Origin of the sequence: Alteraurantiacibacter lauratis (assembly GCF_037154155.1) — a bacterium.
In the GTDB taxonomy this organism is placed as follows: Bacteria; Pseudomonadota; Alphaproteobacteria; order Sphingomonadales; family Sphingomonadaceae; genus Alteraurantiacibacter; species Alteraurantiacibacter lauratis.
Genome location: NZ_JBANRN010000010.1, coordinates 1 through 22,559, shown reverse-complemented (window position 1 = coordinate 22,559; position 22,559 = coordinate 1). Strand labels below are relative to the sequence as shown.

General features: G+C 66.1%; 23 protein-coding genes. 14 read left to right on the top strand and 9 right to left on the bottom strand.

The genetic code is table 11. The features are described 5' to 3' along the window. Nucleotides 1-46: 46 nt before the first annotated feature. The 10 genes from WFP39_RS10110 to WFP39_RS10065 all read left to right on the top strand — a co-directional run bounded on the left by WFP39_RS10110 (nucleotide 47) and on the right by WFP39_RS10065 (nucleotide 10,357). Nucleotides 47-682, top strand: coding sequence for a cation efflux transmembrane domain-containing protein (locus tag WFP39_RS10110; protein WP_336919421.1), 636 nt, complete (start codon nucleotides 47-49; stop codon nucleotides 680-682). Then, entirely contained in the window at nucleotides 679-2,619 is a 1,941-nt protein-coding gene (locus WFP39_RS10105) for an FTR1 family protein (RefSeq protein ID WP_336919420.1), read from the top strand. Before WFP39_RS10110 ends, WFP39_RS10105 begins: the two co-directional genes overlap by 4 nt. Before the next feature lie 71 nt (nucleotides 2,620-2,690). Further along, nucleotides 2,691-3,263, top strand: coding sequence for an MAPEG family protein (locus tag WFP39_RS10100; protein ID WP_336919418.1), 573 nt, complete (start codon nucleotides 2,691-2,693; stop codon nucleotides 3,261-3,263). Nucleotides 3,264-3,514: 251 nt separating this feature from the next. Then, nucleotides 3,515-5,515 carry a ParB/RepB/Spo0J family partition protein gene (locus WFP39_RS10095; RefSeq protein ID WP_336919416.1) on the top strand — a complete coding sequence of 667 codons (2,001 nt, stop codon included), beginning with the start codon at nucleotides 3,515-3,517 and terminating at the stop codon, nucleotides 5,513-5,515. Nucleotides 5,516-5,666: 151 nt separating this feature from the next. Next, on the top strand, nucleotides 5,667-6,605 hold the full coding sequence (locus WFP39_RS10090; RefSeq protein WP_336919415.1) for an ArdC family protein: 939 nt from the start codon (nucleotides 5,667-5,669) through the stop codon (nucleotides 6,603-6,605). A gap of 10 nt (nucleotides 6,606-6,615) precedes the next feature. Further along, on the top strand, nucleotides 6,616-7,038 hold the full coding sequence (locus WFP39_RS10085) for a hypothetical protein (protein ID WP_336919414.1): 423 nt from the start codon (nucleotides 6,616-6,618) through the stop codon (nucleotides 7,036-7,038). Nucleotides 7,039-7,338: 300 nt separating this feature from the next. Then, nucleotides 7,339-8,292: a DUF2493 domain-containing protein gene (locus WFP39_RS10080; RefSeq protein WP_336919413.1), complete on the top strand. Its 954-nt coding sequence runs from the start codon at nucleotides 7,339-7,341 to the stop codon at nucleotides 8,290-8,292. A 458-nt stretch (nucleotides 8,293-8,750) separates the two neighbouring features. After that, nucleotides 8,751-9,212 carry a DUF6878 family protein gene (locus WFP39_RS10075; RefSeq protein WP_336919412.1) on the top strand — a complete coding sequence of 154 codons (462 nt, stop codon included), beginning with the start codon at nucleotides 8,751-8,753 and terminating at the stop codon, nucleotides 9,210-9,212. 10 nt (nucleotides 9,213-9,222) lie between these two features. Further along, a complete protein-coding gene (locus WFP39_RS10070; protein ID WP_336919410.1) occupies nucleotides 9,223-9,654 on the top strand; it encodes a DUF6915 family protein in 432 nt (143 codons plus the stop codon). A gap of 313 nt (nucleotides 9,655-9,967) precedes the next feature. Further along, nucleotides 9,968-10,357 (top strand): single-stranded DNA-binding protein, encoded by a 390-nt coding sequence (locus WFP39_RS10065; protein WP_336919408.1) that lies wholly within the window; start codon nucleotides 9,968-9,970, stop codon nucleotides 10,355-10,357. A gap of 114 nt (nucleotides 10,358-10,471) precedes the next feature. Here the strand turns inward: WFP39_RS10065 and WFP39_RS10060 are convergent, their stop codons facing one another. After that, nucleotides 10,472-10,702, bottom strand: a complete 231-nt coding sequence (locus WFP39_RS10060) for a DUF6437 family protein (protein ID WP_336919407.1) — start codon at nucleotides 10,700-10,702, stop codon at nucleotides 10,472-10,474. A gap of 339 nt (nucleotides 10,703-11,041) precedes the next feature. Between WFP39_RS10060 and WFP39_RS10055 the strand changes: the two genes are divergently transcribed. After that, the gene (locus tag WFP39_RS10055; protein WP_336919406.1) at nucleotides 11,042-11,278 is read left to right on the top strand and encodes a hypothetical protein; all 237 of its coding nucleotides are present in this window, start codon (nucleotides 11,042-11,044) and stop codon (nucleotides 11,276-11,278) included. Nucleotides 11,279-11,283: 5 nt separating this feature from the next. On the opposite strand, the gene WFP39_RS10050 is transcribed toward WFP39_RS10055, so the two are convergent. Beyond that, nucleotides 11,284-11,580, bottom strand: coding sequence for a hypothetical protein (locus WFP39_RS10050; protein ID WP_336919405.1), 297 nt, complete (start codon nucleotides 11,578-11,580; stop codon nucleotides 11,284-11,286). 468 nt (nucleotides 11,581-12,048) lie between these two features. Between WFP39_RS10050 and WFP39_RS10045 the strand changes: the two genes are divergently transcribed. From WFP39_RS10045 to mobF, 3 genes are read left to right on the top strand one after another with little or no spacing between them, the layout of a single operon-like run. Beyond that, entirely contained in the window at nucleotides 12,049-12,345 is a 297-nt protein-coding gene (locus WFP39_RS10045; protein ID WP_336919403.1) for a hypothetical protein, read from the top strand. Continuing rightward, entirely contained in the window at nucleotides 12,342-14,693 is a 2,352-nt protein-coding gene (locus tag WFP39_RS10040) for a type IV secretion system DNA-binding domain-containing protein (RefSeq protein WP_336919402.1), read from the top strand. The genes WFP39_RS10045 and WFP39_RS10040 overlap by 4 nt, the downstream gene beginning before the upstream one ends. A gap of 37 nt (nucleotides 14,694-14,730) precedes the next feature. Continuing rightward, nucleotides 14,731-17,655, top strand: a complete 2,925-nt coding sequence (gene mobF, locus WFP39_RS10035; RefSeq protein ID WP_336919401.1) for a MobF family relaxase — start codon at nucleotides 14,731-14,733, stop codon at nucleotides 17,653-17,655. A 28-nt stretch (nucleotides 17,656-17,683) separates the two neighbouring features. Here the strand turns inward: mobF and WFP39_RS10030 are convergent, their stop codons facing one another. The 7 genes from WFP39_RS10030 to WFP39_RS10000 all read right to left on the bottom strand — a co-directional run. Beyond that, entirely contained in the window at nucleotides 17,684-17,893 is a 210-nt protein-coding gene (locus WFP39_RS10030; protein WP_336919400.1) for a DUF6961 family protein, read from the bottom strand. Beyond that, nucleotides 17,893-18,198: a DUF5818 domain-containing protein gene (locus WFP39_RS10025; RefSeq protein WP_336919399.1), complete on the bottom strand. Its 306-nt coding sequence runs from the start codon at nucleotides 18,196-18,198 to the stop codon at nucleotides 17,893-17,895. The genes WFP39_RS10030 and WFP39_RS10025 overlap by 1 nt, the downstream gene beginning before the upstream one ends. Further along, entirely contained in the window at nucleotides 18,195-18,620 is a 426-nt protein-coding gene (locus WFP39_RS10020) for a thermonuclease family protein (RefSeq protein WP_336919398.1), read from the bottom strand. The genes WFP39_RS10025 and WFP39_RS10020 overlap by 4 nt, the downstream gene beginning before the upstream one ends. Nucleotides 18,621-18,632: 12 nt before the next feature. Next, nucleotides 18,633-19,277 (bottom strand): S24 family peptidase, encoded by a 645-nt coding sequence (locus tag WFP39_RS10015; RefSeq protein ID WP_336919396.1) that lies wholly within the window; start codon nucleotides 19,275-19,277, stop codon nucleotides 18,633-18,635. A 309-nt stretch (nucleotides 19,278-19,586) separates the two neighbouring features. Further along, the gene (locus WFP39_RS10010) at nucleotides 19,587-21,818 is read right to left on the bottom strand and encodes a DNA-directed RNA polymerase subunit alpha C-terminal domain-containing protein (protein ID WP_336919394.1); all 2,232 of its coding nucleotides are present in this window, start codon (nucleotides 21,816-21,818) and stop codon (nucleotides 19,587-19,589) included. A 6-nt stretch (nucleotides 21,819-21,824) separates the two neighbouring features. Beyond that, complete coding sequence (locus WFP39_RS10005) at nucleotides 21,825-22,202, bottom strand: hypothetical protein (protein WP_336919393.1); 378 nt, start codon at nucleotides 22,200-22,202, stop codon at nucleotides 21,825-21,827. After that, a partial coding sequence (locus WFP39_RS10000; RefSeq protein ID WP_336919391.1) for a hypothetical protein occupies nucleotides 22,199-22,559 on the bottom strand: 361 nt, incomplete at its 5' end. The genes WFP39_RS10005 and WFP39_RS10000, both read right to left, overlap by 4 nt.

The following is a 22,559-nucleotide window of genomic DNA, read 5'->3' as shown; positions in this document are numbered from 1 at the left end:
CAAAAAGGGTTGATCCTCCAGCCGCTGGAGGTTGTATCCGCGCGCCATGAGCGAAACCGATTCGGACGGCTGCGGCTGCACTGGTGACGTGGGCAGGGCCGAAGTCGATCCCGCCTACCGACGGGCTCTCTGGCTGGTGGTCATCCTCAACGTCGGCTTTGGCGTTGCCGAACTGATCGGAGGCTTCATCGCCGACAGCCAGGCGCTCAAGGCCGATGCGCTCGATTTTCTCGGCGACGGCTCGATCACCTTCGTGGGCCTGCTCGCGCTGCGCTGGGCCGAAAGCACGCGCGCGCGTGTCGCGCTGACGCAAGGCCTCTTCCTGGGCGCGCTTGGGGTTTCCGTGCTGGCGATGGCCGCCTGGCGCGCGCTCAACGCTATTCCCCCGGAGGCGGAGCTGATGGGCGGGATTGGCATCGCCGCGCTGGCGGTCAACGTGATTGCAGCGCTCGTGCTGGCGCGCTTCCGCGAAGGGGGCGACGCGCAGGCCCGGGCAATCTGGCTCTTCTCGCGCAATGACGCGATCAACAATGTGGCGGTCATAGCGGCCGCCGCTCTGGTCTACTGGCTCAACAGCGCCTGGCCTGACATCATCGTGGCCGCAGTCATCGCTGGCCTGTTCCTCCACTCGGCCGCCGAGATCATCCGCGACGCGCGCCGGGAGCTCAGGGAGCACGCATGATCTCCGGCTTTCTTCGAATGGCGATTGGAGCCCTGCTGCTGCTGTCCGGCGCCGCGGCCAGCGCGCAGTCCGAGACCGCTCCCGCCCAGACGATCTGGCGCCTGCTCGACTATATCGCGGTCGACTATGCCGGTGCCGTTTCACAAGGCCGGGTCATCAACCAACTCGAGTACGACGAGATGGTCGAGTTTTCGGCCAACGTCGAGCAGCGCCTCGGCCAGCTCCCGCCCAAGCCGGGCAGGCCCAAGCTCCTCACCGATGCCAAATCGCTGCAGGCGGCTATCGCAGGCAAGGCAGATCCGGCTTTGGTCGCGAACTCCGCGCGTCGCCTGGGGCAGGCGCTGCTGCAGGCCTACCCCGTGCCGCTCGCGCCCGAGGGTCCGCCGGACCTCGGCAGGGCCGCGGCGCTCTACCAGGAAAACTGTGCGAGCTGCCACGGCGCGCGCGGCGATGGCCGCGGGCCGCAAGCGGCGGGCCTGAACCCGCCGCCGATCGACTTTACGGATCGCTCGCGGGCACGCGAGCGCAGCCTGTTCGGGCTCTATCAGGTCATCGAGCAGGGCCTTGAAGGCACGTCGATGGAGTCCTTTGCCGCATTGCCGGCGGAGGACCGCTGGGCGCTCGCGTTCTATATCGGCCGCTTCGCCTACTCGGACGCCGAAGCTGCTCGGGGCGAGCAACTCTGGTCCTCGAAGGAGACGGTACGCGAGCGTGTCCCTGACCTGACGACGCTGGTGGGGCAGACCCCGGCGCAGCTGGAGCAAGACCTGGGCGAGGCGAACGGAACTGCGACCGTCGCCTATCTGCGCGCCCATCCCGAGGCGCTGGCTGGACGGACTGACGGTTCGCTTACGCTGGCGAAGGACCGCCTGGAACAGGCATACGCGGCCTATGCGCGCGGCGATCGAGGCGCGGCGAGGGATCTTGCCCTGTCGGCCTATCTTGACGGCTTCGAGCCGGTGGAGCCTCTGCTTGCGGCCCGTGATGCCGGTCTCATGCACGAGATCGAAACGGCCATGGCCGAGCTGCGCGCGGCTATCGGCCGCGACGCACCAGCCGAGGACGTGCGGGCCCGCGTCGACGCGCTGCGATCGTTGTTCACTCGCGCCGAGGCGCAGCTCAGTCCGGAGAGCGCCAGCGCGACCTCAAGCTTCCTCGGTGCCTTCACGGTCCTGCTCCGCGAGGGTCTCGAAGCGCTGCTGATCGTCATCGCGATGATCGCCTTCCTGCGCAAGGCCGAACGCCAGGACGTGATGGGATACGTCCATGGCGGTTGGATCGCCGCCCTGCTGGCGGGTGTCGCGACCTGGGCCGCGGCGACTTACCTGATCGGCATCAGCGGGGCGAGCCGCGAGCTGACCGAGGGGTTCGGGGCCCTGTTTGCAGCGGCGGTGCTGATTTCGGTCGGCATCTGGATGCACGGGAAGGCCCAGGCGGGCGCGTGGCAGCGCTACATCGCCGAGCGTCTGTCGAAGGCGCTCTCGAAGAGGTCGGCCTGGTTCCTGTTCGGCCTGACGTTCGTGGTCGTCTACCGCGAGGTGTTCGAAACCATCCTGTTCTACGCCACGCTCTGGAGCCAGGGCAATGGCGGGGCGGTCGCGGCCGGCGCTGCGGCGGCGACCGTGGTGCTGACCATCATCGCGGTACTGATGCTTCGCTTCAGCAAGACCCTGCCCATCTCGCAGTTCTTCACCTACAGCTCGGCGCTGATCGCCGTCCTGGCGGTCGTGCTTGCCGGCAAGGGCGTCGGAGCGCTGCAGGAAGCGGGGATCATCGACGTGAACCCCCTCGCCGGCATTCCGCGGATCGATTGGGTGGGCCTCACGCCAACGGTTCAGTCGGTCCTGGCTCAACTTGCGGTGCTCGCGATCATCGGTTTCGGTTTCTGGTACAACCGCAGGGCAGCGACGCGGATGGCGCAAGCCGCGCCGCGCTAGCGAGCGTGAGCTGAACTCTCGCAGGAGCATGACAAGCCGCTCGTCAGATCGCCGGAAAAGGAACCTTGGGCATGGTGCAAGACGGTTCAGCCCAGCCGGTCGACCTCGCGGTCGAGCGTCGCCGCATCCGCATCCGGGGCGCGCTCGCATTGGCGCTTTGCGTACTCCTGCTCGGCTTCGGAGTACATTGGCTGCCGCGTTGGCTATCGTTTCCGGTGGATCTCGCGGATCGGCTGGCGTTTGCATTTAGAGCCAATCTCTTCATTTTGATTTGGCTCCTTGTTGCCGTCGGGATTGTTTCGACGATCCGGCGCTATTCAGCCGAGGACAATGCCGGCTCAGCGTTCTCCCCACCCAGCGCACGGCTCGCCATCCCGGCCGCCTTTCTCCAGAACACGCTCGAGCAGGTCGTTATCACGATGTCGGCTTTCCTGGCCTTGGCCACGGTCGAGGGAGAGGCGGCGCTGGCCTACATCCTTGCGTCGCTTCCGTTATTCGCGCTCGGTCGGATCACTTTCCTGCGCGGCTACCCCGGAGGTGCCGGCGCCAGAGCCTTTGGCATGGTGACGACCGCCCTGCCTAGCCTGGGTGCCTTTACCTGGACGGCCTACGACATTGTCGGCCAGCTTCTCGCCTCTTGGTGATCTGGCCGCCACCGGTTGCTCCCTTCCACACAGCCAGGGAGGCCATGTCCGGGCCCTGGGAGCAGAAGCAGTCCGCCTTTGCCTCCCAAAGTCAGAGCAGATGCCGGCGCCGATTGATGACTTGCTCGGGGTGGCTGGTGGAGCCTCTGCATCGGTCGGAACGGCTGCAACAGAGGGGAGGGGGCTGTGGCCTGACTGAGCCATCTGGACGTCGATGGTCGGCGCGCCGGGCTCATTCAGGAGACAAGTCCATGATCAAGACGATCCCCCTCAACAAGCTCGTTCAGTCGCCCCGCAATGTCCGCCGGCATGGCGATGCTGCCGCCGATGCCGAGCTCAAGGCCAGCATCGCCGCGCACGGTTTGTTGCAGAACCTGATCGTGCGGCCCGCCGCCAAGGGCAGGTTCGAAGTCGAGGCCGGCGAACGCCGCCGCCGCGCGATGCTTGCCCTTGTCGACGACAAGGTCCTGCCGCGCGGGCATGAGGTCACCTGCCTGGTCCTCGAGAATGACGACAGTGCCGTCGAAACCAGCCTCGCCGAGAATTTCCACCGCTTGGCCATGAACCCGGCCGACGAGGCGCAGGCTTTCGCGTCGCTCGTCGAAAGCGGAGTACCCGTCGAGGATGTCGCTCGCCGCTTCGGGCTTACCGTGCGCTTCGTCGAGGGCCGCTTGCGTCTCGCCCAGCTTGCCCCGGTCGTCTTCGAAGCGCTCGCCGCCGGCGAGATCACGCTCGACATCGCCAAGGCCTTCGGCGCCACCTCCGACCAGGAGATCCAGGCCCGCGTCTTCGAACAGGCGTCCTCGGGATACTACGCGCCGAGCCCCGACAGCATCCGCCGGATGGTGCTCTCGGGCACCGTGCGGGGCAGCGATCCGCGTGCCCGTCTCGTCGGCCGTGATGCCTATATCGCAGCCGGCGGCCGTATCGAGCGCGAACTGTTCGACGACGATGAAAGCGAGTCCTGGGTCGATGTGGCGCTGCTCGAGAGTCTCGCCCAGGCGAAGATGGAAGAGCAGGCCAAGGCGATTGCTGCCGAGCGGGGCCTCGCCTGGGTCCGGCCAACGCTCGATTCCTACGCGAGCCACGACCTCGTCGACGGACTGGTCCGACTTCCCGCCGAGCCGGCGCCGCTGACCGAGGCCGAGCTCGCCCACCTCGAGGCGCTCGACGCCTCCTGGGACGAGCACGCGGCGGTGGTCGAGGACGAGGAAAGCGCCGAGGAAGCCGTGGCGGCGGCCGAAGCCGCGATCGAAGCGATCGAGCGCGAGTGCCAGGAGCTTCGCAACCGCCCCCCCGTGCTCGCGCCCGAGCTCAAGGCCGAGGCAGGCATGATCCTCACGCTCTCGCGCGACGGCACGCCGGTGCTCCAGCCGGTCTTCTATGGCGAACGCCAGGCCGTCGCCGGAGCCGAGGATGAGGGCATCGAGATCGTTCAGGCTGACGCAGGCGAAGGCAGGCGCCGTTCAGCGCTCTCCAAGCGGCTCGTCGACGAGCTTGCCATGCAGCGCCGCGACATCCTGTCGCTGCACATCGCGTCCGACCCCGGCCTGGCGCTCGACCTGCTGGTCTTCTCGCTCGCCGATGCCGACACGCACGACTGGCGTTCGCGGGCGTCGACCACCTTGCGCGGCGGGGTGCCGGCCGGGCCCATCGTCGGCTTCGAAGCCAAGGATGCCCCGGCGAGCGCGGCTCTGGCCGAACTCAAGGCCGGGCTCGACGAGAGTTGGCGGGCCGGCGAGGACGTGTCGGCGCGGTTCTACCATTTCCGGGCCTTGTCCGACGAAGCTCGCGCCGCCTGGCTTGGCTTCGTCGTCGCGCGCACGCTCGAGGCCAGCCTCAACATGGCTGGCGAGCGGCGGATCGCCTTCCAGGACCATCTCGGCTGTCTCATCGGCATCGACACGGCCCAATGGTGGCGTCCGACCGCGGCCAACTACTTCGATCGGGTGTCGAAGCAGGTGATCCTCGACGCGCTCGCCGACGTCGGCGGCACGGAGCTTTCCTCCCGCTTCGCATCGGTCAAGAAAGCCGACCTCGCGATGAGCGCCGAGCGCGTTTTCTCCGGAACCTACATCACCGAGGTCGAAGTCCGCGAGCGCGCGCTCGCCTGGGTGCCCGAGGTCATGCGCTTCGCGAGCCCTCTGCCGGACGAGCCCGAACAGGCATCCTCGCCCGGGAACGAGGCCGATGGCGCGCCCGCCGACGGTTTGAGCGACGGGCAGGAGGACCCGCGCGAGCTGGCTGCCTGACCTCCTCCTGACAGGCATGCCGCTCGTTCGGTGAAGCGGTCCCCTGCTCCGGGCAGGGGGCCGCTTCCTTTCTGGGCAGAGAGCGGAGCGGGCTTTGCGGCATGCGGCCTCGCGTGGCGATCACGCCGCGGGCCGGATCAGGAGACCCATCATGGCCTTTCGCAAGACCGAGCGCGCCGGGCAGTCGCCCGCCGCGCGCATCACCCAGGAAATCGTTGCGCGGCTCGAAGCCGGCACCAGACCGTGGATCAAGCCCTGGCGCGGCGTAGCCGTCTGGCGTCCATTGCGCGCCTGCGGCACGCCTTATCGCGGCATGAACGTGTTCTGGCTGTGGATGGTCGCCGACATCTGCGGCTACACCTCGCCGTTCTGGATGACCTACAACCAGGCGCAGAAGCTCGGGGGTCAGGTGCGCAAGGGCGAGAAGTCCACCATCGCCATCTTCTACAAGAGCTACACCAAGGAAGTTGAAGCCGGCGAGCCCGGCGAAACCGCCAAGGAATCCCGGCGCGTCCTCAAGGCCTATCCGGTGTTCAACGCCGACCAGGTCGACGGCCTTCCTGAACGATTCCATCCCGCCGCGGCGCTGGAGCTGGTCGAGCCTGCCGAGAGGGAGCAGGAGCTTGACGCTTTCTTCGCCCGCATTCCGGCCGTGCTTCGCCACCAGGGCGACGAAGCCTATTACGAGCCGATCGCGGACCGCATCACCATGCCGCCCGCGCAGCTCTTTGGCGGCTTCGACCACTATTATGCGACGCTCGCCCACGAGCTGTCGCACTGGACCGGCCATGCCAGCCGCCTCGACCGCGATCTCAAGAACCGGTTCGGCACCTCGGCCTACGCCGCCGAAGAGCTGGTCGCCGAGCTCTCGAGCGCGATGCTCGGCGCCGAGCTGGGCCTGCCGGTCGCCCATCTCGACAACCACGCAAGCTACATCGACCACTGGCTCAAGCTGCTGCGCGATGACGACCGCGCCATCCTGACCGCGGCCGCTAAGGCGGAGGAAGCTTCCTCGCTGCTGCTGAAGCTCGGTGGACGTGAGCTTGTCGACGCGATCGACGATGCAAGCGCTGCCGCGATGGCGGCCTGAGGAGGGTGTTATGGGCCGATCGGTCAGTTACCCTTCGGGGAGCCTTGTCGCCTTCACCGTGCTCGAGGTCGAGGACGAGAACGACTGGGATTTCGAATACGAATGGCTCCGGGATGAGGTCGTCGAACGGGCGATGCGCCTCTTTCCCTCGCTGGAGCCGCAGGACGGCTGGCGCGGCCGCGAGGACCGGATCCTCGCTCGCAACGCCTTCGCCGACTTCGGCATCTCGATCTACTGCGGCCTCGTCGCAATCTGGATCGTCGAGCGCAACGACGGCTCGTACTGGGACGCCGACTCCCGCACAGCGCGCTCCCCCAGGGCGCGACGCTGGCTTGCACAGATCGCGCCAAGGTTCGACGCCGAGTTCGGCGACTATGACTGCCTCGGGCACATGTCGAACGGCGAGGGCATCTATCGCAAGCGCGCGGCCTAAGCTTCCCGACAGCTTCGCGGCAGACGCCTCCATCCTCCTCCTGAACTAGTCCAGCGGGCTCGCCGCTTGCGGCCCATGCGCCTTGGCGAGAGAGGCCCTGGGCCAGCCGGCGGCCCCCGCAACCCGGCTTCGGCGGGCCCGTGTTGGCGCGGCCTTCGGCCAGCGCCTGCCCGCGCCAGCCCGCCGAAGCGGGTTTCCCTTGCGGTGCGGGGAGCCACCTTCGCGCTGGCCCTGACGGGCTCTCGCTGGCGCAGCCTGCGATGGCGGCGCCGGCGTCACGCCAGTCAGGAGGAAACGCTCATGCACACGTCATTCGCCGACCAGCTCGCCGGCCTCGATCTCGCCGGCTTCTCGATCGGTCCAGCTCCCGTATCGAGCACCGACTTTCCCGAACGCGAGGCCGTGGTCCAGACGCTCGACGCGATCTGGTCGGACCTCTTTGCGCTGTTCGCCGGCACCGCCCTGGAAGCCGACGCCGAGGATCTCGGCTGGGCCTTCGTGAACCTCTTCCACCGCTCCGCAGCCCGCAAGGCGACGGCGCTCGACCGGGCGACCGACGAGGTGCGCGCGCTCCTCGCCACGGCCGACGGGTCCGAGGTGCACACCCACGAACTCGAGACCCAAATCGAACGCGCGCAGTGCGCCGAAAGCGCGATGCTGGCGCTCGAGGAGATGCGCGAGGTCGCAGCGGCGCTCTACCTCAACGAGTTCGGCAGCTCATGGAAGCCCGTCTCCAGTTCGCGCTTCAACCATGGCGCGATGCTCACCTCCGCGCTCGTCGAAGGGCGCGACTTTCTGCGCGCCCGCGCCGAGGCGAAACGCCGCGCCGCGATGCCCGAAGGCACTCCGGTCATCTTCGCCGGCGGGCGTACACGTCATGCGACCGACGAGGAGGCGCTCACCTTCGCCAACAATATCTGGGCAACGCTCGACAAGGTCCACGACCGGGTGCCCGACATGGTGCTGGTCCACGGCGGCGACACCAAGGGCGCCGACCGCCTGGCGTCGTCCTGGGCCGAGCGCCGGGAGGTGCCGCAGGTCACTTTCTCGCTCGACATGCGGCTTGGCGCTCGCGCGGGTTTCAAGCGCAATGAGCGCATGCTCTCGCTCGATCCGCGCTACGTCGTCGCCTTTCCCGGCAACGGCGTCCTTGAGCGCCTGGTGATCGAGGCCAAGGCGCGCCGGATCACTGTCGTCGACCGGCGCGGCCCCCTTGGCACCAGCCCCAAGGCCCCGGCAAACGGCAGCGAATGATCGCTGCACGCGTTCGCGCCAGCGCCCTTCCGGCGCTGGCGTTTCGTTCCTCAGAGGGGAGATGGCCCTTGTGCGGCGGGCCGGGCGGAGACACCGTCCGGCCACTCGTCATGGGCTGGGGACGGTCGACCGGACCTAGTCACAAGCGGCCGCAGGGTGCGTCCAATGGGATATGCAGGCGTACCCCACTATCCGCCGCGATCAGGCCCCGACCGGCGCCCCGCCGAGATGCCTAGCTGACTGGCCCTCATCACCCCCTCCGGAGGGGGCGACGACCGCTCACAGGAAATTGGCAAAAGAGGTGCGTCGTGTCGGACGATCGCCGCCCGGAATCCCCACCGTCTTCAGCCCATGCCGAAAGCCGCGACCGCGCCCCTATCCCGAGAGGGGAGACCGCGCCTGCGGCAGCGGGCGCGGGAACCGACCCCGGCGCCCCTTCCAGCACAGGGAGAATTGTCATGACCGATATCCAAGCGGCAATGGTCGACTTCGCCGCTCGCCAGGCCGAGCGCGCAGCGCAGGCGGACACCCGATTGCAGCACCTCAAGCAGGCGCTCATTCCGCAGCTCCAGCAGGCGGGGATTGCCTCCGTCGAGATACGCTTCGACGGCTACGGGGACACCGGTGCGATCGAGGAGATCGAGTGCCGCGACGCTGCGGGACAGGTGCTCGCGTGTCCCGAAATGTTCGTCGCCATAGTTCCTGACGGCGATGCCGCGGCGGCGGGTGAGGCCAAACAGGAAACCCTCAACGGCGCGCTTGAATCGCTCGGCTATCTCGCGCTCGAGCGTCACCATCCGGGCTGGGAAATCAACGACGGCGCCAGCGGAGCGTTGATGATCGATGTCGGGACCGCAACCTTCATGCTCGAATGCAGCCTGCGGTACACCGGCTACGAAGACCACTCGACCGAGCTCTAGGAGAAGGCAAATGGCGCATTGCTATTATCACGCCTTGTCCTCGGTTCGGAAATGGGGCGGCGCCGTCGACGACTACCTGCCGCTCCACCAGTGGTTCGACCAGTCGAAGGCCATCCTCGCCGATCCCCGGCACCGCGCGCTGCGGCATCACGCCGAGGGCATTTTCATGCTCGAATCCCTGTTCGGCCCGACCATCGTGAATGCCGACGCCCGTACTGTTCCAGTCCGTCTGGTCGGCGAGCAGCACGTTCGCGAGGACCTCGGCTTCATTCCCTCGTTTGCGGACTGGGCGCGGCTCATCGCGCCAGAGGCCTGGATGCTGCGAGGCAACCCCCTCGACGAGCACGCAAGGGGCGCGGCGGGGAACCCGGCTGCTGCTGGAGATGAAGTTCTCGTCCGGTCCCGCGCTGGGGACGAACAGCCGGTCCGCATCGCAATCTGAACCGGCTCCGCCGCTGGGGAGGGGAACGGCGAAGGCGAGCCCGATGGCAGCGGGTTGGGTCTGGCTCCTCCCGATCGTCCGGGCACCATTCCGGCTCTTCGCGAACCTTCCCTTGAATCGGCTCTTGGCCGCCGCAACCCGAAACAGGTCCGGCCGTGTTGCCGGGCTTGTGCCCGGCTGCCCGCACCACCCGAACCGGTTTCAGGTTCCCCGTCCGGCGCATGGGCGCCTCCCGGTGCGACAGCCCGGTGGCCGCTTCTTCCCTTGGTTCGCAGCCGGGATGGACCCGGACCTGCGGATCAGGAGAAGAACCATGACCAATCTCGTTATCCTCGTCGGCCGCATCGCCCGCGATCCCGAATCCCGCACCACCCAGGGCGGAACCACCGTCACCTCGATCTCGGTCGTGACCGACCGGCCGGCCCGCAAGGACGGCAAGACCTACAAGGACGAGAACGGCTACACCGCCAAGGACAGCGAGTTCCACCGCGTGACCTGCTTCAACGGGCTCGGCCAGAACGTCGCCAAGTACTGCACCAAGGGCCAGTTGGTGACGGTCGAAGGCCGCATTCACTACACCTCGTGGGAGGACAAGGACGGGGTCAAGCGCTACGGCTGCGAGATCATCGCCGACAAGGTCGACTTCCTCTCGAAGGCCCGTTCGGGCAGCAACGAGGGCGCGCCCGACATCGACGAGGACTGAGGCCAGCCCCTCCACGACAAGGCCCCGGCGGCACGCCGTCGGGGCCTTTTCTTTTGTGCTTGGGTCAAATGCGGCGGCGCGGGGCATCGAGCCTGCGCGCCGCCGCGGCAGGGTTCAGGCGGGGGCGAGACGCTTCAGCGTCTCGTCGATCCCGAGGGTCATCGACTGGCGGATCAGCTGCCTGAGTGCGCCCGGCTCGAGCGTCTCGGCGCCGCACTCGATGAGGAGCCTGCCGAGCTCGGTTGCCGCTTCTTCGCGGAGCCTCGCTTCTCTCGCATCGAGCTCCTCGCGCTGCTCGCGCAGCTTCCTGAGCGCATCCCGAGCGCTCGGTTTGGACCTGGCCATTCGCATGTTCCTTTCGCTGGCCGTTGGTCCCCTCCGAGCCGGAATCTGCCATCACGAAGGCGTGTAGGAAAATGGTTTTTGCGGGCGGCGTCGCGCGGAACCGGAGAGGTTGGAGAGGTCTCTCTCGCGAGTAGTCCGAGGGTGATGCGGCCGACAAGCCGCGTCAAGGACGACGGGGCCCCACCATTTTGCCGCAGCAGGGATGAATCCCTGCTCCGACAAAATCGTTGCCCCCGTCGCCGCTGCGCGGCCGCGTGTTCCACGCGGTCCCTGACCCGGCCCGCCGTCCGCCTCCGCGTGAGCTCCTGATGCGACGCATCGAACATCAGGAGGATAGCCATGCATGCTTCATTGAACAGCGATCGTGGAGGTTTGAACGCCGACCGCGCGGCCCTCTTGGCCGCGCTGGATCAGGCCCATGCCCGGTCCTTTCACAGCTACTTCACGCAGTACGTTCTGGTCGACGAGGATGCCGGCTACGTCGCGGTCGACGAAGGCGATTACAACGCCTTGCCCAAGGCGCTGCTGGACCGCGTCATCGAGGCCGTGCCCAGCAAGCTGAGCGACGAATTCTGATCCTGTCACGCACGGAGGAAGCCCGCCCGGGCTTCCTCCTTTCTTTTTGCTCGGTTCCCTAATCCGGGCTGTTGGAGGCCGCTCGGTCGAAGGGAGCTTTCCCCCGTTCGGTCGTCGGAAGTCGGGTTGCTTGAGCGTCCCAGCCGGTCGGGGGTTTCGAGCAGCTTCAGAGCCGCGGCCGAGATTGCCTCGGACTCGCTCGGGAAGGCTTCGGCGGAGCTGACAGCGATCCCGTCTGAATAGGTGATCGTCGCCTGGAAGCCATTGCCCTTGGGCGTTGCCGACAAGGTTACGCTGGACATTCGCGTGCTCCCGGTGGTCCGGTTTCTTGCACGCAGATTATGTCCTCGCGGCTGGATTGCCCAGCCTCAAACCGCCAGATCCGCGCCCGGGGCCGGCGCACTCGGCAGCCCGCCGGTAAGAGCTTCAAATCCGTTCCATTCGGGCCAGGCGCGTTTCCCGGAATCGCCGTTCGAAGTTCGGGACAGGGGGCACACCCTACGCGACGGGTCGCAGAGAAAAATGGCTTAATGTCAACATGTTATGCGCCGATCTGGCAGGTGGCAGCTTCTCAATCAGATCTGATTTGGGCCAATTTTCAAATCGGATTCGAATGAAGGGTCGCTCCACGTCGCGGAAATCCGGCATCTTAGGTGTTCTTGACATGTTCTCGGATTTGACCTAGCGAGGAAGGGCCTTTCGCCGCGCGACACCGGGCTCCGCATTCGAGGAGTCCGTGAATGCCACGGCCGATTTCTCTCCAAGTCCATGTGTCGAACGACCTTGCCGTGCGCGTGCGTGCCGCTGCGCGGCGACGGGAAATCAGCGTCAGCGAGTGGATCCGCTCGCTGCTTGCCCAAGCCTGCGACGACGACGATTACGTCTCGCGGCTCGAGCATTCGGTCGAGCGCATAGCCCGTCACTCGGTCTTCATGATGGTCGGCGTCGATGCCCTCCTGGCTGGGCACCCGGACCACGCGCTGCGCGAGCGCGCGCACCAGGCCTACGCCCGCAAATGTCGTGAGCTCGGCCTTGTCGCCGGCACCGACGAGGGAGGCGAGGCATGAAACGCAACCTCGTCAACTTCACCCGCGGCAGCCAGCTCCTCGGCCACTTCAGCTTCATGTTCGCTGCCGGCCTCAGGGGCCCGCTGATCGTCGCCGCCATCGTGATTGCGTGGACCTCATGGTGGACCCTCTCGGGGCAGCTGTCCGATCATGAGATGTACCTTGTCGGCATGCGAATCTATGCCGCGATCTACGGCTTCATGGAGTTCGATCCCGAGAAGCGGATCGCGCTCGAGACCGCGTTCGGCGGGACCATCCAGCTGCCGATCGCCATGCTCGACAGCTTCCCGCCGGTGGTGCGGGCATGGGACCATATGCTTGCCCTTCTGGGCGACGCGCTGGTCCGGTCGGCGCTGCTGCTGGTGCCCGCGTTCGCGCTCTTCTACTGGTTCGCGGCGCGCTTCGGCAGCCGCTCGAAGGAACGCAAACATGAGCGCGGCGCCCTGCTCGTCACGCTTCCCGAGCTGGTCGACGAACTGCGGATACACAACCGGCGCGAGCGTACCCGGGAGCTGACCGAAGCCCTCGGCTGGAAGTGGCGTCTGTGCAGCCCGCGCGAGCTCGCGTCCGCCTTTCCCTACCAGCCATCGCACCTGGCGACCGTCGTCTATCCCTGGCGGCTCGAGCAGAGCCATGCGATGCTCATCGGCACCACCGGCATGGGCAAAACGGTGGCCATGTCGGACATGATCGCCGAGGCCCGGGCAAAGGGCCAGCGCTGCGTCATCTTCGATCTCACCGGCGCGTTCATCGAGCACTTCCACGACGGTCGCCGCGACACCATCCTCAACCCGCTCGACGCTCGCTGCCCCGCGTGGAGCCTGTTCGACGAATGCCGCAGCGAGGGTGAATTATGGGCTGCCGCCGAGGCCCTGGTGCCGCACGATGGCGGCGGCGAAGCGCAGTTCTGGGTGATTGCCGCGAGGGCATTATTCGTCGAATTCTGCCTCAAGCTCGTTGCCGAGGGCCGCGCCACGAACGACGCGCTCGCGCGCGAGCTCATGACCGCCGACCTCTCTCGGGTTCATGCCATGATGCGCGGCACGATCGCCGATCCGCTGACCGCACCGGAAGCCGCCCGGATGGCGGAATCGATCCGGGCCGTGTTCAACGTCAACGCCAAGGCGCTCAAGCTCCTGCCCAACTCGGGCCCCCGCTTCTCGCTGCGCCAATGGGTCGAGGAAGACGACGACAGAGGCTCGGTGGTGTTCATTTCGGCGCGCTACGTCGACATGAGCGTCTGCGCGCAGCTCCTCACGTTGTGGCTCGACACGGCGATGAACGCGCTGATGACGACCGCGCGCACGCAGGACCTCAAATGCTGGTTCTTCATCGACGAGCTCGGCGCGCTGCATCGCCTTCCGGCGCTCGAGAAAGGGCTCCAGACCGCGCGCAATTTTGGCGGAGCGATCGTGCTCGGACTGCATGCCTACGCCAAGCTCAAGGAGGTCTACGGCGAGAACATGGCGATGACCCTCTCGTCGCTCGCGCGGACCAAGCTGATCCTCGGCACGGCCGATAGGGAGACGGCGACCTGGTGCTCGGACTTCATCGGTCACCGGCAGGTGCGGGACATGGAGGAGGCCTATACCTACGGCTACAACAATGCCCGCGATGCGGTCAGCCTGACCCCGCGCAAGCACATCGAGCCGCTGCTGCTGCCCGACCAGCTGATGAACCTGCCGAGGCTGTCAGGGTACCTCAAGTTCCCCGACGGCTTCCCCGCCGCACCCGTCAAGCTGAAGCCGGTGAGCCGCCCACGGGTCGCCGAGACCTTCATCGGCCGGGCCAGCGATCGGCCGTCGGCAGGAGCGCTCCCGCGGGAGGCGCCGCCCCTCGGGCCGGCTGCTCTTCCAGTCTCGGGGACCACCGAACATCCGTCGTCCAACGACGACGGCGCGGGCAAGCCGGTGGTCCCCAAGCAAGGCGTACTGGCACTCGAGCCGCGCGACGTGACCGAGAATTCGAGGAGCGAAATGCCGCCCGGGCAGGACCGCCCCTCGGACCTGAGGGTCGACGCCGGGGCGCCCCCGACGACGGGGGCGCACGGCAGACATGCGGCCGATGTTCCCGCCCAGGCGAACCCCGCTCCACCTCGCTTCACGCTTCCTACGGACGCCGTGCTTCGCGCGGGCACATCGTCTGCCGAGAACGATCCCCCACGGGGGGAGCCCGGCCGGCCCGATGCTCCTGTCGTGAAGGATCCCGCAAGTCGGCCCCACAATGCCGATGGGCCGGTTGGGCGGCCGACCGATGCCGCTGCCCGGAAGCTGATGCTCGAGGACGGCATGCCCGAGCGCGACACCCCGCCGCGCGAGGAACCCGATCTCGGCGACCTGGAGCTTTGACCATGGTAGGAGGCGCTGCCCGGTCGGGGTCGGGACCATGCTCTCGGTAGCCAATGTCCGCACGGCCGGCGGCGCCGCGAACTACTTCGCCGCCGATAATTACTACACGCGGGCCGATGCCGATCGCTCGGGCGAATGGCTTGGAAAGGGCGCCCAGACCCTCGGCCTCGAGGGCCGCATCGAGGCCCGGCAGTTCGAGGCCGTGCTCAAGGGTCTGCTGCCGGACGGAAGCCGCGTCGGGAGCGACAACCGGGCACACCGCGCCGGCACGGACCTCACTTTCTCGATGCCCAAGAGCTGGTCGCTGCTCGCGCTTGTGGGCGGGGATCGGCGCATCCTCGACGCCTATTCTGCCGCGGTGAAGGAGACGCTGGCCTGGGCCGAAAAGAACCTCGCCGAGACCCGGATGGAGGTGCGCGGGAAGGAGCGGGTGGTCGCGACCGGCAACCTCGTGATCGGCCTGTTCCAGCACGACACCAACCGGAACCAGGAGCCCAACGCGCACATCCACGCCGTCGTCGCCAACGTGACGCAAGGGCCGGACGGCAAATGGCGGGCGCTCAGGAACGACAGGCTCTGGGAGCACAACACGCTGCTCAATGCGATGACCATGGCGCGCTTTCGTCTGACGGTCGAAAAGCTCGGCTACGAGGTCGGGGAGTTCGGCAAGCACGGCAATTTCGAAGCCGTGGGCGTTCCTAAATCCATCCGAGACGCCTTCAGCACCCGCCGTGCCGAGATACTCGAAGCTGTTGCGAAGATGGACCATCGGGGACCCGGCGTGCTCGATGCCGCGACACTGATGACGCGAGCGGAAAAGGCGAGGATCGAGGACCGCGATGCGCTCGCGCGCCAGTGGAAGGAGGCTGCGGCCAAGCTCGGATTCGACCCTGCGGCGGTGATTGCCAAGGCCAACGCGCGGGCGGTCCAGGACCTCGGGAACGTGCCCGGCTTGGGCGAGACGGTCCGCTCGCTTGTGGAGCGCGGGCGCTCCCTCGCCGCCTCCTTTGCCGAGCGTCTCGGGCTGCGGGAGGGCGACCCGCTCGTCCCTTCGCACATGGGCAAGCGGACACCAGAGCAGATTGCCGCAGTGCACGCCGTTGCCTCGGCCGTTCGACACCTGGGCGAGCGCGAGGCGGCATTTCCGCGCGCCGAGATCTATCGAACGGCGATTGGATTCGCCTTGCCGACCTCGATGCCCGAGATCGAGCAACGCGTGGACCAACTGCTGCGCCAGGGCCACCTGCTCAGGGGCAAAGGGGCTGACCGCGAGCTGGTGACGACGCGCGATGCGATCGGCCTTGAGCAGCGCATCATCGCGAGCGTCGAAAGCGGCCGGGGAACTGCTCCCGCCATCGTGCCGTCCGAGGTTGCCGGCGAGCGGCTGCAGGCGCTCTCCCAGCTCAAATACGGGATGACACTCAATCCCGGGCAGGAGAATGCAGGGCGCCTGCTGCTCGGCTCCCACAACCGCATCGTGGCGATCCAGGGCATCGCCGGCGCCGGCAAGAGCACAGTCCTCAAGCCCGTCGCCGACATCCTGCGCGAGGAGGGTCGGGCGGTGCTGGGCCTGGCCGTGCAGAACACGCTCGTGCAGATGCTCGAGCGCGAGACCGGCATCCCGTCGATGACCGTCACGCGCTTCCTTCGGCGCCACCGCGACCTCCTCGAAGGCGGTGATCCGGCGCGGCTTGCCGAAGCCCGGTCTTCCATGCGCGGCACCGTCGTGCTCCTCGACGAGGCATCGATGGTCGGCAATGCCGACAAGGAAAAGCTCGTCCGGCTCGCCAATCTGCTCGAGCTCGATCGGTTCGCCAGCATCGGCGATCGCAAGCAGCTGGGCGCGGTCGATGCGGGCAAACCGTTCGACGTGATGCAGCAGGCCGGTGTCGAGACCGCGGTCATGAACATCAATGTCCGCGCTCGGGAGCAGGCGCTTCGCCGGGCGCAGTACGCGGCCCAGGGCGGGCAGATTGACGAGGCGCTGCGGCACTTGGGCAAGCATGTCGTGGAGGTGGCTCAGGGAGCCGCCGTCGAGGCCGCTGCCGTCTGGCTATCGCTGTCGCCGCAGGATCGCGAGCGTACGTCGATCTATGCCTCCGGCCGGGCATTGCGGAGCCAGGTCAATGACGCAGTGCAGGCTGGCCTGCGCGCGAACGGGGAACTCGGGACCATGGGCATGAGGGTGGACACGCTCTCCCGCGTCAATGTCACCCGCGAGGAGCTGCGCTATGCCCGCACCTACGCGCCGGGGATGGTGGTCGAGGTTGACCGGCGCCAGCGCGGGCAGAGATTACTCAGGGGCCAGTACCGGGTCATGGAAACCGATCTCGTCCGCGAGCGGGTGACGCTCGAGAACGAACGCGGCCGCCGCTTCGAGTTCCGCCCCGGTCAGCTCCGCCCGCAGGGTGAGCAGGATCCGCTGCGGCTGTTCGAGCTCCGCCCGCTGGAGATTCACGCGGGCGACCGCATCCGCTGGACCGAAACCGACCACAAGCGCGGGCTGCTCAATGCCGACCAGGCCCGCGTGGTCGCGATCGACGACCGGCGCGTGACGGTGAAGACCTCGCTCGGGGCCGAGCACCAGCTCTCGCGCGGCGACCCGATGCTCGAACGGCTCGACCTCGCCTACGCGCTCAACGCGCACATGGCCCAGGGATTGACCTCGGATCGCGGAATTGCGGTCATGGACAGCCGCGAACGCAACCTGTCGAACCAGCAGACCTTCCTGGTGACAATCACGCGGTTGCGGGACGGCCTGACGCTCTTCGTCGATAATGCGGGCAAGCTCGAGGCCGCCGTCGAGCGCAATCCGGGCATGAAGCGATCGGCCCTGGAAACCGTCGATCTCCTCCGCGACGCCGCCGCGAAAGGACAGGCAAAGGGGAGGGGGCTGCTCCCCGAACGCGAGCCGCCCGAGCGCGAACGCTCGCTCACCAAGCCGTTCGAAATCGGAATCTAGCCGCGCCTAGGTTCTTCCTGCCGGCCGATCAGTTCATTCGCTCAATGGGCGGCGCTTGCCCGCCAGTTGCGGCAAGCTGCGCGATGCGCTCGGCGATCGCCTGCCAGGTACGGACGCCCGCTGCATCGCCTTCCAGGACGAGCGCGCCGATCTGCTCGGCGGCATGGAGCGCAGCCTCTTCGCCGTGGGTCTGCAGCACCCGATTGGCGCAGGCCCACAGCTCCCATTCGCTCAGCATCAGCGGAAATAGCCGACCAGCCCCACGAGGAAGGCAATGACGCCGTAGGCGACGAGGCCCCCGGCCAGGAGATACTCGATCCTAACCCTGCTTTGTCGCGGCCGCGGTATGCCGGCGGGCCAGACCTGCTCGCAGGCAACCCCGTTGAACCCGGCGCGCTGTCCCACGACCTCGACCTCCTGGCCGACTAGCCGGTGCGCTCGCCCTCCGGCGTCAAGCTCCCATGTGCCGCCGCCGTCGGCCCTAAGGACCAGGCCCACTCTTCCCCGTTCGAGACGGCCGCGCAGGTGCAGGTCGGCGTTCATCGGCAGTCCGGGCCTTTCCAGTAGCGATCCCAACGCAGGACCGTGCGCGTGCGGATCATGGCGCACGACAGGTCCGTGCCTGTTGGCAGCCGGCACCAGGCCGCTGTCCTGTTTCCGCCGGCCGAACCTTCGGAGCGGCAGGTCATCCTCGGGCCGGCGACGGCAACGTGACCCGTCGAATTGCGTCCGCGGGCGCCGCCGAGCAGGCGAACGAGCGCGTCCCGGGCTTCGGTGGGCGAGGCGTCGGGACAAGGCTGGTTGGCTCGGCAGGTTCCGTCCATCTCGCGTGCCGCGATACCGGAGAGCCGGACGTGCGGCCCCTCCGCGCACCAGATGGGTCCATCCCCGTCCCACACATGCGTCGGCGTGCATGTGAAGGTTTGTCCGGCGGCAACGATCGAGACGGCAAGGAAGGTCAGCATGGAACGGCGGGCTTACTGCAGCGCACGCCCAAACCAAAGCACCCGCCCGACAATGTTGATGCTGCGGCGTTCGAGGCCCCGCCAGCTCGGATAGGCCGGGTTGTCGCTCAGCACGGAAATCCGTCGGCCCTGCGGCTCAATCGCGATCCGCTTCACGTTGAGCGCGTCATCCATGCGCAGGACGTAGATGCCGTCGCGCAACCGCGACTGTCCGTCGGCGAGGTCGACCATGACTTCGTCCCCGTCGTGCAGGGTCGGCTCCATCGAGTCACCGTGCACGCCGATGATGGAAAGGCTCGACGCCTTGCTGGCGGTCAGCCGGCGGAGCCATTTCTCATCGAAGCCGAACTGGGAGCATTTGGATTCCATCTCGGCCAGCGCCCCATGACCGGCGGAAGCCTCGACGCTGAGCACGGGCACGTGGACCAGCTCGACAACCGGTCCCGAGCGGCGCTCGGGAGCCCCAAGGATCTTCTCGTCGACACCGAAGAACCGGGCGAGCACCGCGCGATCCTGCTCGTCCAGACTCCTGGGGCTCCCGCGCCGAATGTACTGCTGGATATAGGCTGCATTGCGTCCGAGGAGGCGGGAAACCGAGGAGTAATTGTACCCCCGTTGCTGAATCAGCTCGTCCAGGGCTTTGCGTGCTTCGTCCATCGCCGACGTCCCATGTGAGTGCATCTAGGAAATCCGATCCTAGACTCTAGGATGTCTTCCTAGTAGGAACATAACAGGAACGCAAGAGTGATGCGAGTCGGGTAAATGGAGCTTCTGGAGCAGGTCGAGAGCTATCTGGCGCGCACCAAGGTGCCGCCGAGCACGTTCGGCAGGCTGGCCGTGGGAGACCCCCGTTTTGTAAAGGATCTGCGTTCGGGACGCCGCCTCAGGGGTAGGACGCAGGAGCGTGTGTGCGCGTACTTGGACTCTAGAAACCAAGGGTGAATGGGGATCCTGGGGCGCCAAGAGTCAGCCTGCTGTTGCCCTCAGGGACAAGCGCCCACCGGACGCCGACTGAAAACGACGATCGCGTGCCGCCAGGCAAAGAAGAGCGCGGGGCGGTAGTCGGTTTCCCAACAGAGCCGAGCATTCACCCGCATGAAGGCCCGAGTCTGTCTCTCGGAGAACGTCGGCAACCTCATCCAGAAACGCAGGTTGGTCAGCACGCTTAATCGATATGTCGCGATCATTGAGGGCCCATGTGTTCCAGTCGAGCTTGATTACTGGATCCTCCACCGCGAACTGCATTCCCTGATTGATCCCTCTCACAGCAATAAGCCGTTCCCGAAGCTCGCTTGAACTGAGAGGTCGACCCGCTTGCATTAAGATGGCGGTTACTGCCTGCCGAATTTCGACGCGAGCTGTCTCGGCAGTTCCATCGGACCTGGCCCAAACCATTCTTCCGAATGATGTTAGGCCTCCATGTTGTTTCAGGGCGATATCCAGCTCATACTTGTCGAACCGTCCGGGCAAGTCGATACCCCGGAGGTGCAAGTGTTCGAGAAGCTCACTGGCGTGCCACTGGCGATCCTCTGGGCCCTCCGACACAATCTCCACCGCTTCATCCGCGAGGGCTTCGCGCTCAGCCCGGGTCACCGATAGGTGCTTCAGAAGACCGTAAGTACCCGGAGCGAAGAGAAAGCCAACGTCGGCGGCGGCATTGTGGGCGCGGCGTTCGTCGATCTGGCGCCCAGCTCGCCGGGCTGCGCTTAGGGCGATCTCGCTATAATGGAGCGGCCTGTCGCTCTCCTGCAAAACAGCTTCGACCAGCTGCTCGGCGCCTCGCCCGTATGAGGTCAAGATTTCTCCGCCGCCGTCATCTGCGAAATGGCACCAAGCCGATGCCGTTTCCCACAACAGGCCCCCAAACTCTCCGGCCTGATCAGGCAGGAGGCACCTAACATGATGTTCGCAATCAGCCCGCGACCATCTAGCGCCGACACCTCCGGCGAGGAGTTGTCTGGCCGATGCCAAAGCAGTTTGCCACGCATCCTGGGACAGAAAACCAAGGTATTCCGTGCCGGCGATCTCGACTATCGCGGCCCCAGTCGAGCACATATTCGTAATGAGATAACGGGCAACAGATCGCTGCTCACCTAAGCCAGTGAACCAGGGTTCGATAGCTTCTGCTCCAAGGAGCGGGAGTGGGAACTCTCGGTCAGCCAGTATTTTTCGAAGCTTGGCCGCGAGGATGTCATCCCAAACCTCCTTGCGGACGAGGCGGGCAACGACTTTATCCTCAATCTGCCTGATCCGCTCGCGGGTGACCGCGTAGCTTTCACCAATCTCCTGGAGCGTTTCCGGGTCACGGTCCAAACCCATTCGGCGTTCGAGAATATCGCGCTCTCGTTCGGAGCAGTTTGCCAGGGACACGCGGACCGCTTGAAGCAGCGTGCCATCCATTGGCTCCAACAATGCGGTCCCACTCTGCTGGGGACCAGCAAGGTATGCGCTGCGTAGAATTGTCGAGAGTTGATGAATCGAAGTGCGCCCAAAGTTTTGAAAGTTTAGAAGTTCGGCGGTCGTCAGCGAGCCCAGGTCGGCAACTTTCAAGATGCCCCTGTTGCGGAAAACATTTGCGATCCTGACAGTAAGATCCAGGCTTTCGAGCGGAACTTCGGCGAGCCAAGGTGGCGCGGCTCGAGCAATCGCACACGGATCATCGGCGTCCGCGCCGACTACCTCTTTGAACCGGTGACGGGCTAAACGAGTCCTGAGAACCGCGTCGAGCTTTGCTTCGAATTGAGCGTAAGTGGTTTCGTCTAGTATGCCGACGTCGAGCAGGGCCGCTCTGTCGTCGGCGTTCTCGCTCGCAAACGATCCGAGCCAGCCCAGAAATGCGGCGACCTCCGGTTCGCGGTCTTCGCTTACTGGTTCCGGTGCCGAATATCCCCACCCCTCGAGCGCGAGGAAGACTGGTTCGTCGTCAACGGTTGCGACCGGCAACGCGGACGCTTTGAACGAGCGCGGTAACGCTCCTTTCGCACCTGGGGTAAGTAGCACCCGGCCGACATGTTCCGCAGCTATCAGGTTGAAAGACTTGGCCACTCGCCTTTCAAAGCCCACATGAAGGACTGCGCTCGTTACTTCCTCGCTTCGGCCAGCCCAGCTCCGCACCACGTCTTTCAAGTCGTGATGAACTTCGATCTCCCAGTGGGAGGAAACTGTGCGAAGCATCAAGAAGGCACGAAGCGATGCCAACACGAGCTAGTTTGCCTTAGTGCTTGCCTGGTCAAGGAGCGCGAGAAAATCGATCTCTCCCGCCTGGGCCTGTGCATGGAGCTCGGACACGCCCCAATCAGCCAGGCGCTCGATCAAACGGTAAACCGTTGTCTCTTCGAGCGCCTCGGGCATCAGCGCTTCCACCGATTTGCGCAGCGATTGATCAGGGTCAAGCGACCCCACATTGAACAGGTTCTTACGCTTTACCAACTCTCCCGGAACAACCCCCTGAGCAATGGCGAGACTAACGCCGAAGCGATAGCCATCGATCTTGTCGGCGAAGACCCCAAGCTCCTTCAGCTCCTCGAGTTTGTCGTCTGCGGCTTCCGACAGACCCACGTTGATGAGGTCGCTTGTGCTCATAGCGTAGCCCTCTCGATCCGGGACTGGGTCTCTGACACCTCCTCGATCGTGTAAGCCGCCCCGATCCTCGATTTGATGGACGCAAGATCCGTGTCGGGCCGGATTTCCCCCCCATGAACGAGCAGAACAAACTGGCTCGTGACTGTCGGTAGGTACCGCAGGACGTTATCGCGATGCTTCGGGTCGAGGCGCCCAAAGGGCGTGTCCATCACTACTGGGCCTATCGCCCGCCCGGTACGGTTCAAACCGTCAATAAGCGACAGAGCGACCACCTGCTCAGTGTCCCCCGTCAGCACCAATGGCACAGATTTGAGGTTGTGATTTAAGGAGGGTTGGGGCTTCGTCGTAGTGACGAAG

Bases quoted from the DNA above. Each gene is read 5' to 3' on its own strand.
- WFP39_RS10065 (WP_336919408.1), top strand. From the start codon at position 9,968: ATGACCAATCTCGTTATCCTCGTCGGCCGCATCGCCCGCGATCCCGAA.
- WFP39_RS10090 (WP_336919415.1), top strand. From the start codon at position 5,667: ATGGCCTTTCGCAAGACCGAGCGCGCCGGGCAGTCGCCCGCCGCGCGC.
- mobF (WP_336919401.1), top strand. From the start codon at position 14,731: ATGCTCTCGGTAGCCAATGTCCGCACGGCCGGCGGCGCCGCGAACTAC.
- WFP39_RS10075 (WP_336919412.1), top strand. From the start codon at position 8,751: ATGACCGATATCCAAGCGGCAATGGTCGACTTCGCCGCTCGCCAGGCC.
- WFP39_RS10025 (WP_336919399.1), bottom strand. From the start codon at position 18,198: ATGAACGCCGACCTGCACCTGCGCGGCCGTCTCGAACGGGGAAGAGTG.
- WFP39_RS10020 (WP_336919398.1), bottom strand. From the start codon at position 18,620: ATGCTGACCTTCCTTGCCGTCTCGATCGTTGCCGCCGGACAAACCTTC.
- WFP39_RS10005 (WP_336919393.1), bottom strand. From the start codon at position 22,202: ATGAGCACAAGCGACCTCATCAACGTGGGTCTGTCGGAAGCCGCAGAC.
- WFP39_RS10085 (WP_336919414.1), top strand. From the start codon at position 6,616: ATGGGCCGATCGGTCAGTTACCCTTCGGGGAGCCTTGTCGCCTTCACC.
- WFP39_RS10095 (WP_336919416.1), top strand. From the start codon at position 3,515: ATGATCAAGACGATCCCCCTCAACAAGCTCGTTCAGTCGCCCCGCAAT.
- WFP39_RS10055 (WP_336919406.1), top strand. From the start codon at position 11,042: ATGCATGCTTCATTGAACAGCGATCGTGGAGGTTTGAACGCCGACCGC.
- WFP39_RS10080 (WP_336919413.1), top strand. From the start codon at position 7,339: ATGCACACGTCATTCGCCGACCAGCTCGCCGGCCTCGATCTCGCCGGC.
- WFP39_RS10070 (WP_336919410.1), top strand. From the start codon at position 9,223: ATGGCGCATTGCTATTATCACGCCTTGTCCTCGGTTCGGAAATGGGGC.
- WFP39_RS10110 (WP_336919421.1), top strand. From the start codon at position 47: ATGAGCGAAACCGATTCGGACGGCTGCGGCTGCACTGGTGACGTGGGC.
- WFP39_RS10105 (WP_336919420.1), top strand. From the start codon at position 679: ATGATCTCCGGCTTTCTTCGAATGGCGATTGGAGCCCTGCTGCTGCTG.
- WFP39_RS10040 (WP_336919402.1), top strand. From the start codon at position 12,342: ATGAAACGCAACCTCGTCAACTTCACCCGCGGCAGCCAGCTCCTCGGC.
- WFP39_RS10030 (WP_336919400.1), bottom strand. From the start codon at position 17,893: ATGCTGAGCGAATGGGAGCTGTGGGCCTGCGCCAATCGGGTGCTGCAG.
- WFP39_RS10050 (WP_336919405.1), bottom strand. From the start codon at position 11,580: ATGTCCAGCGTAACCTTGTCGGCAACGCCCAAGGGCAATGGCTTCCAG.
- WFP39_RS10015 (WP_336919396.1), bottom strand. From the start codon at position 19,277: ATGGACGAAGCACGCAAAGCCCTGGACGAGCTGATTCAGCAACGGGGG.
- WFP39_RS10100 (WP_336919418.1), top strand. From the start codon at position 2,691: ATGGTGCAAGACGGTTCAGCCCAGCCGGTCGACCTCGCGGTCGAGCGT.
- WFP39_RS10060 (WP_336919407.1), bottom strand. From the start codon at position 10,702: ATGGCCAGGTCCAAACCGAGCGCTCGGGATGCGCTCAGGAAGCTGCGC.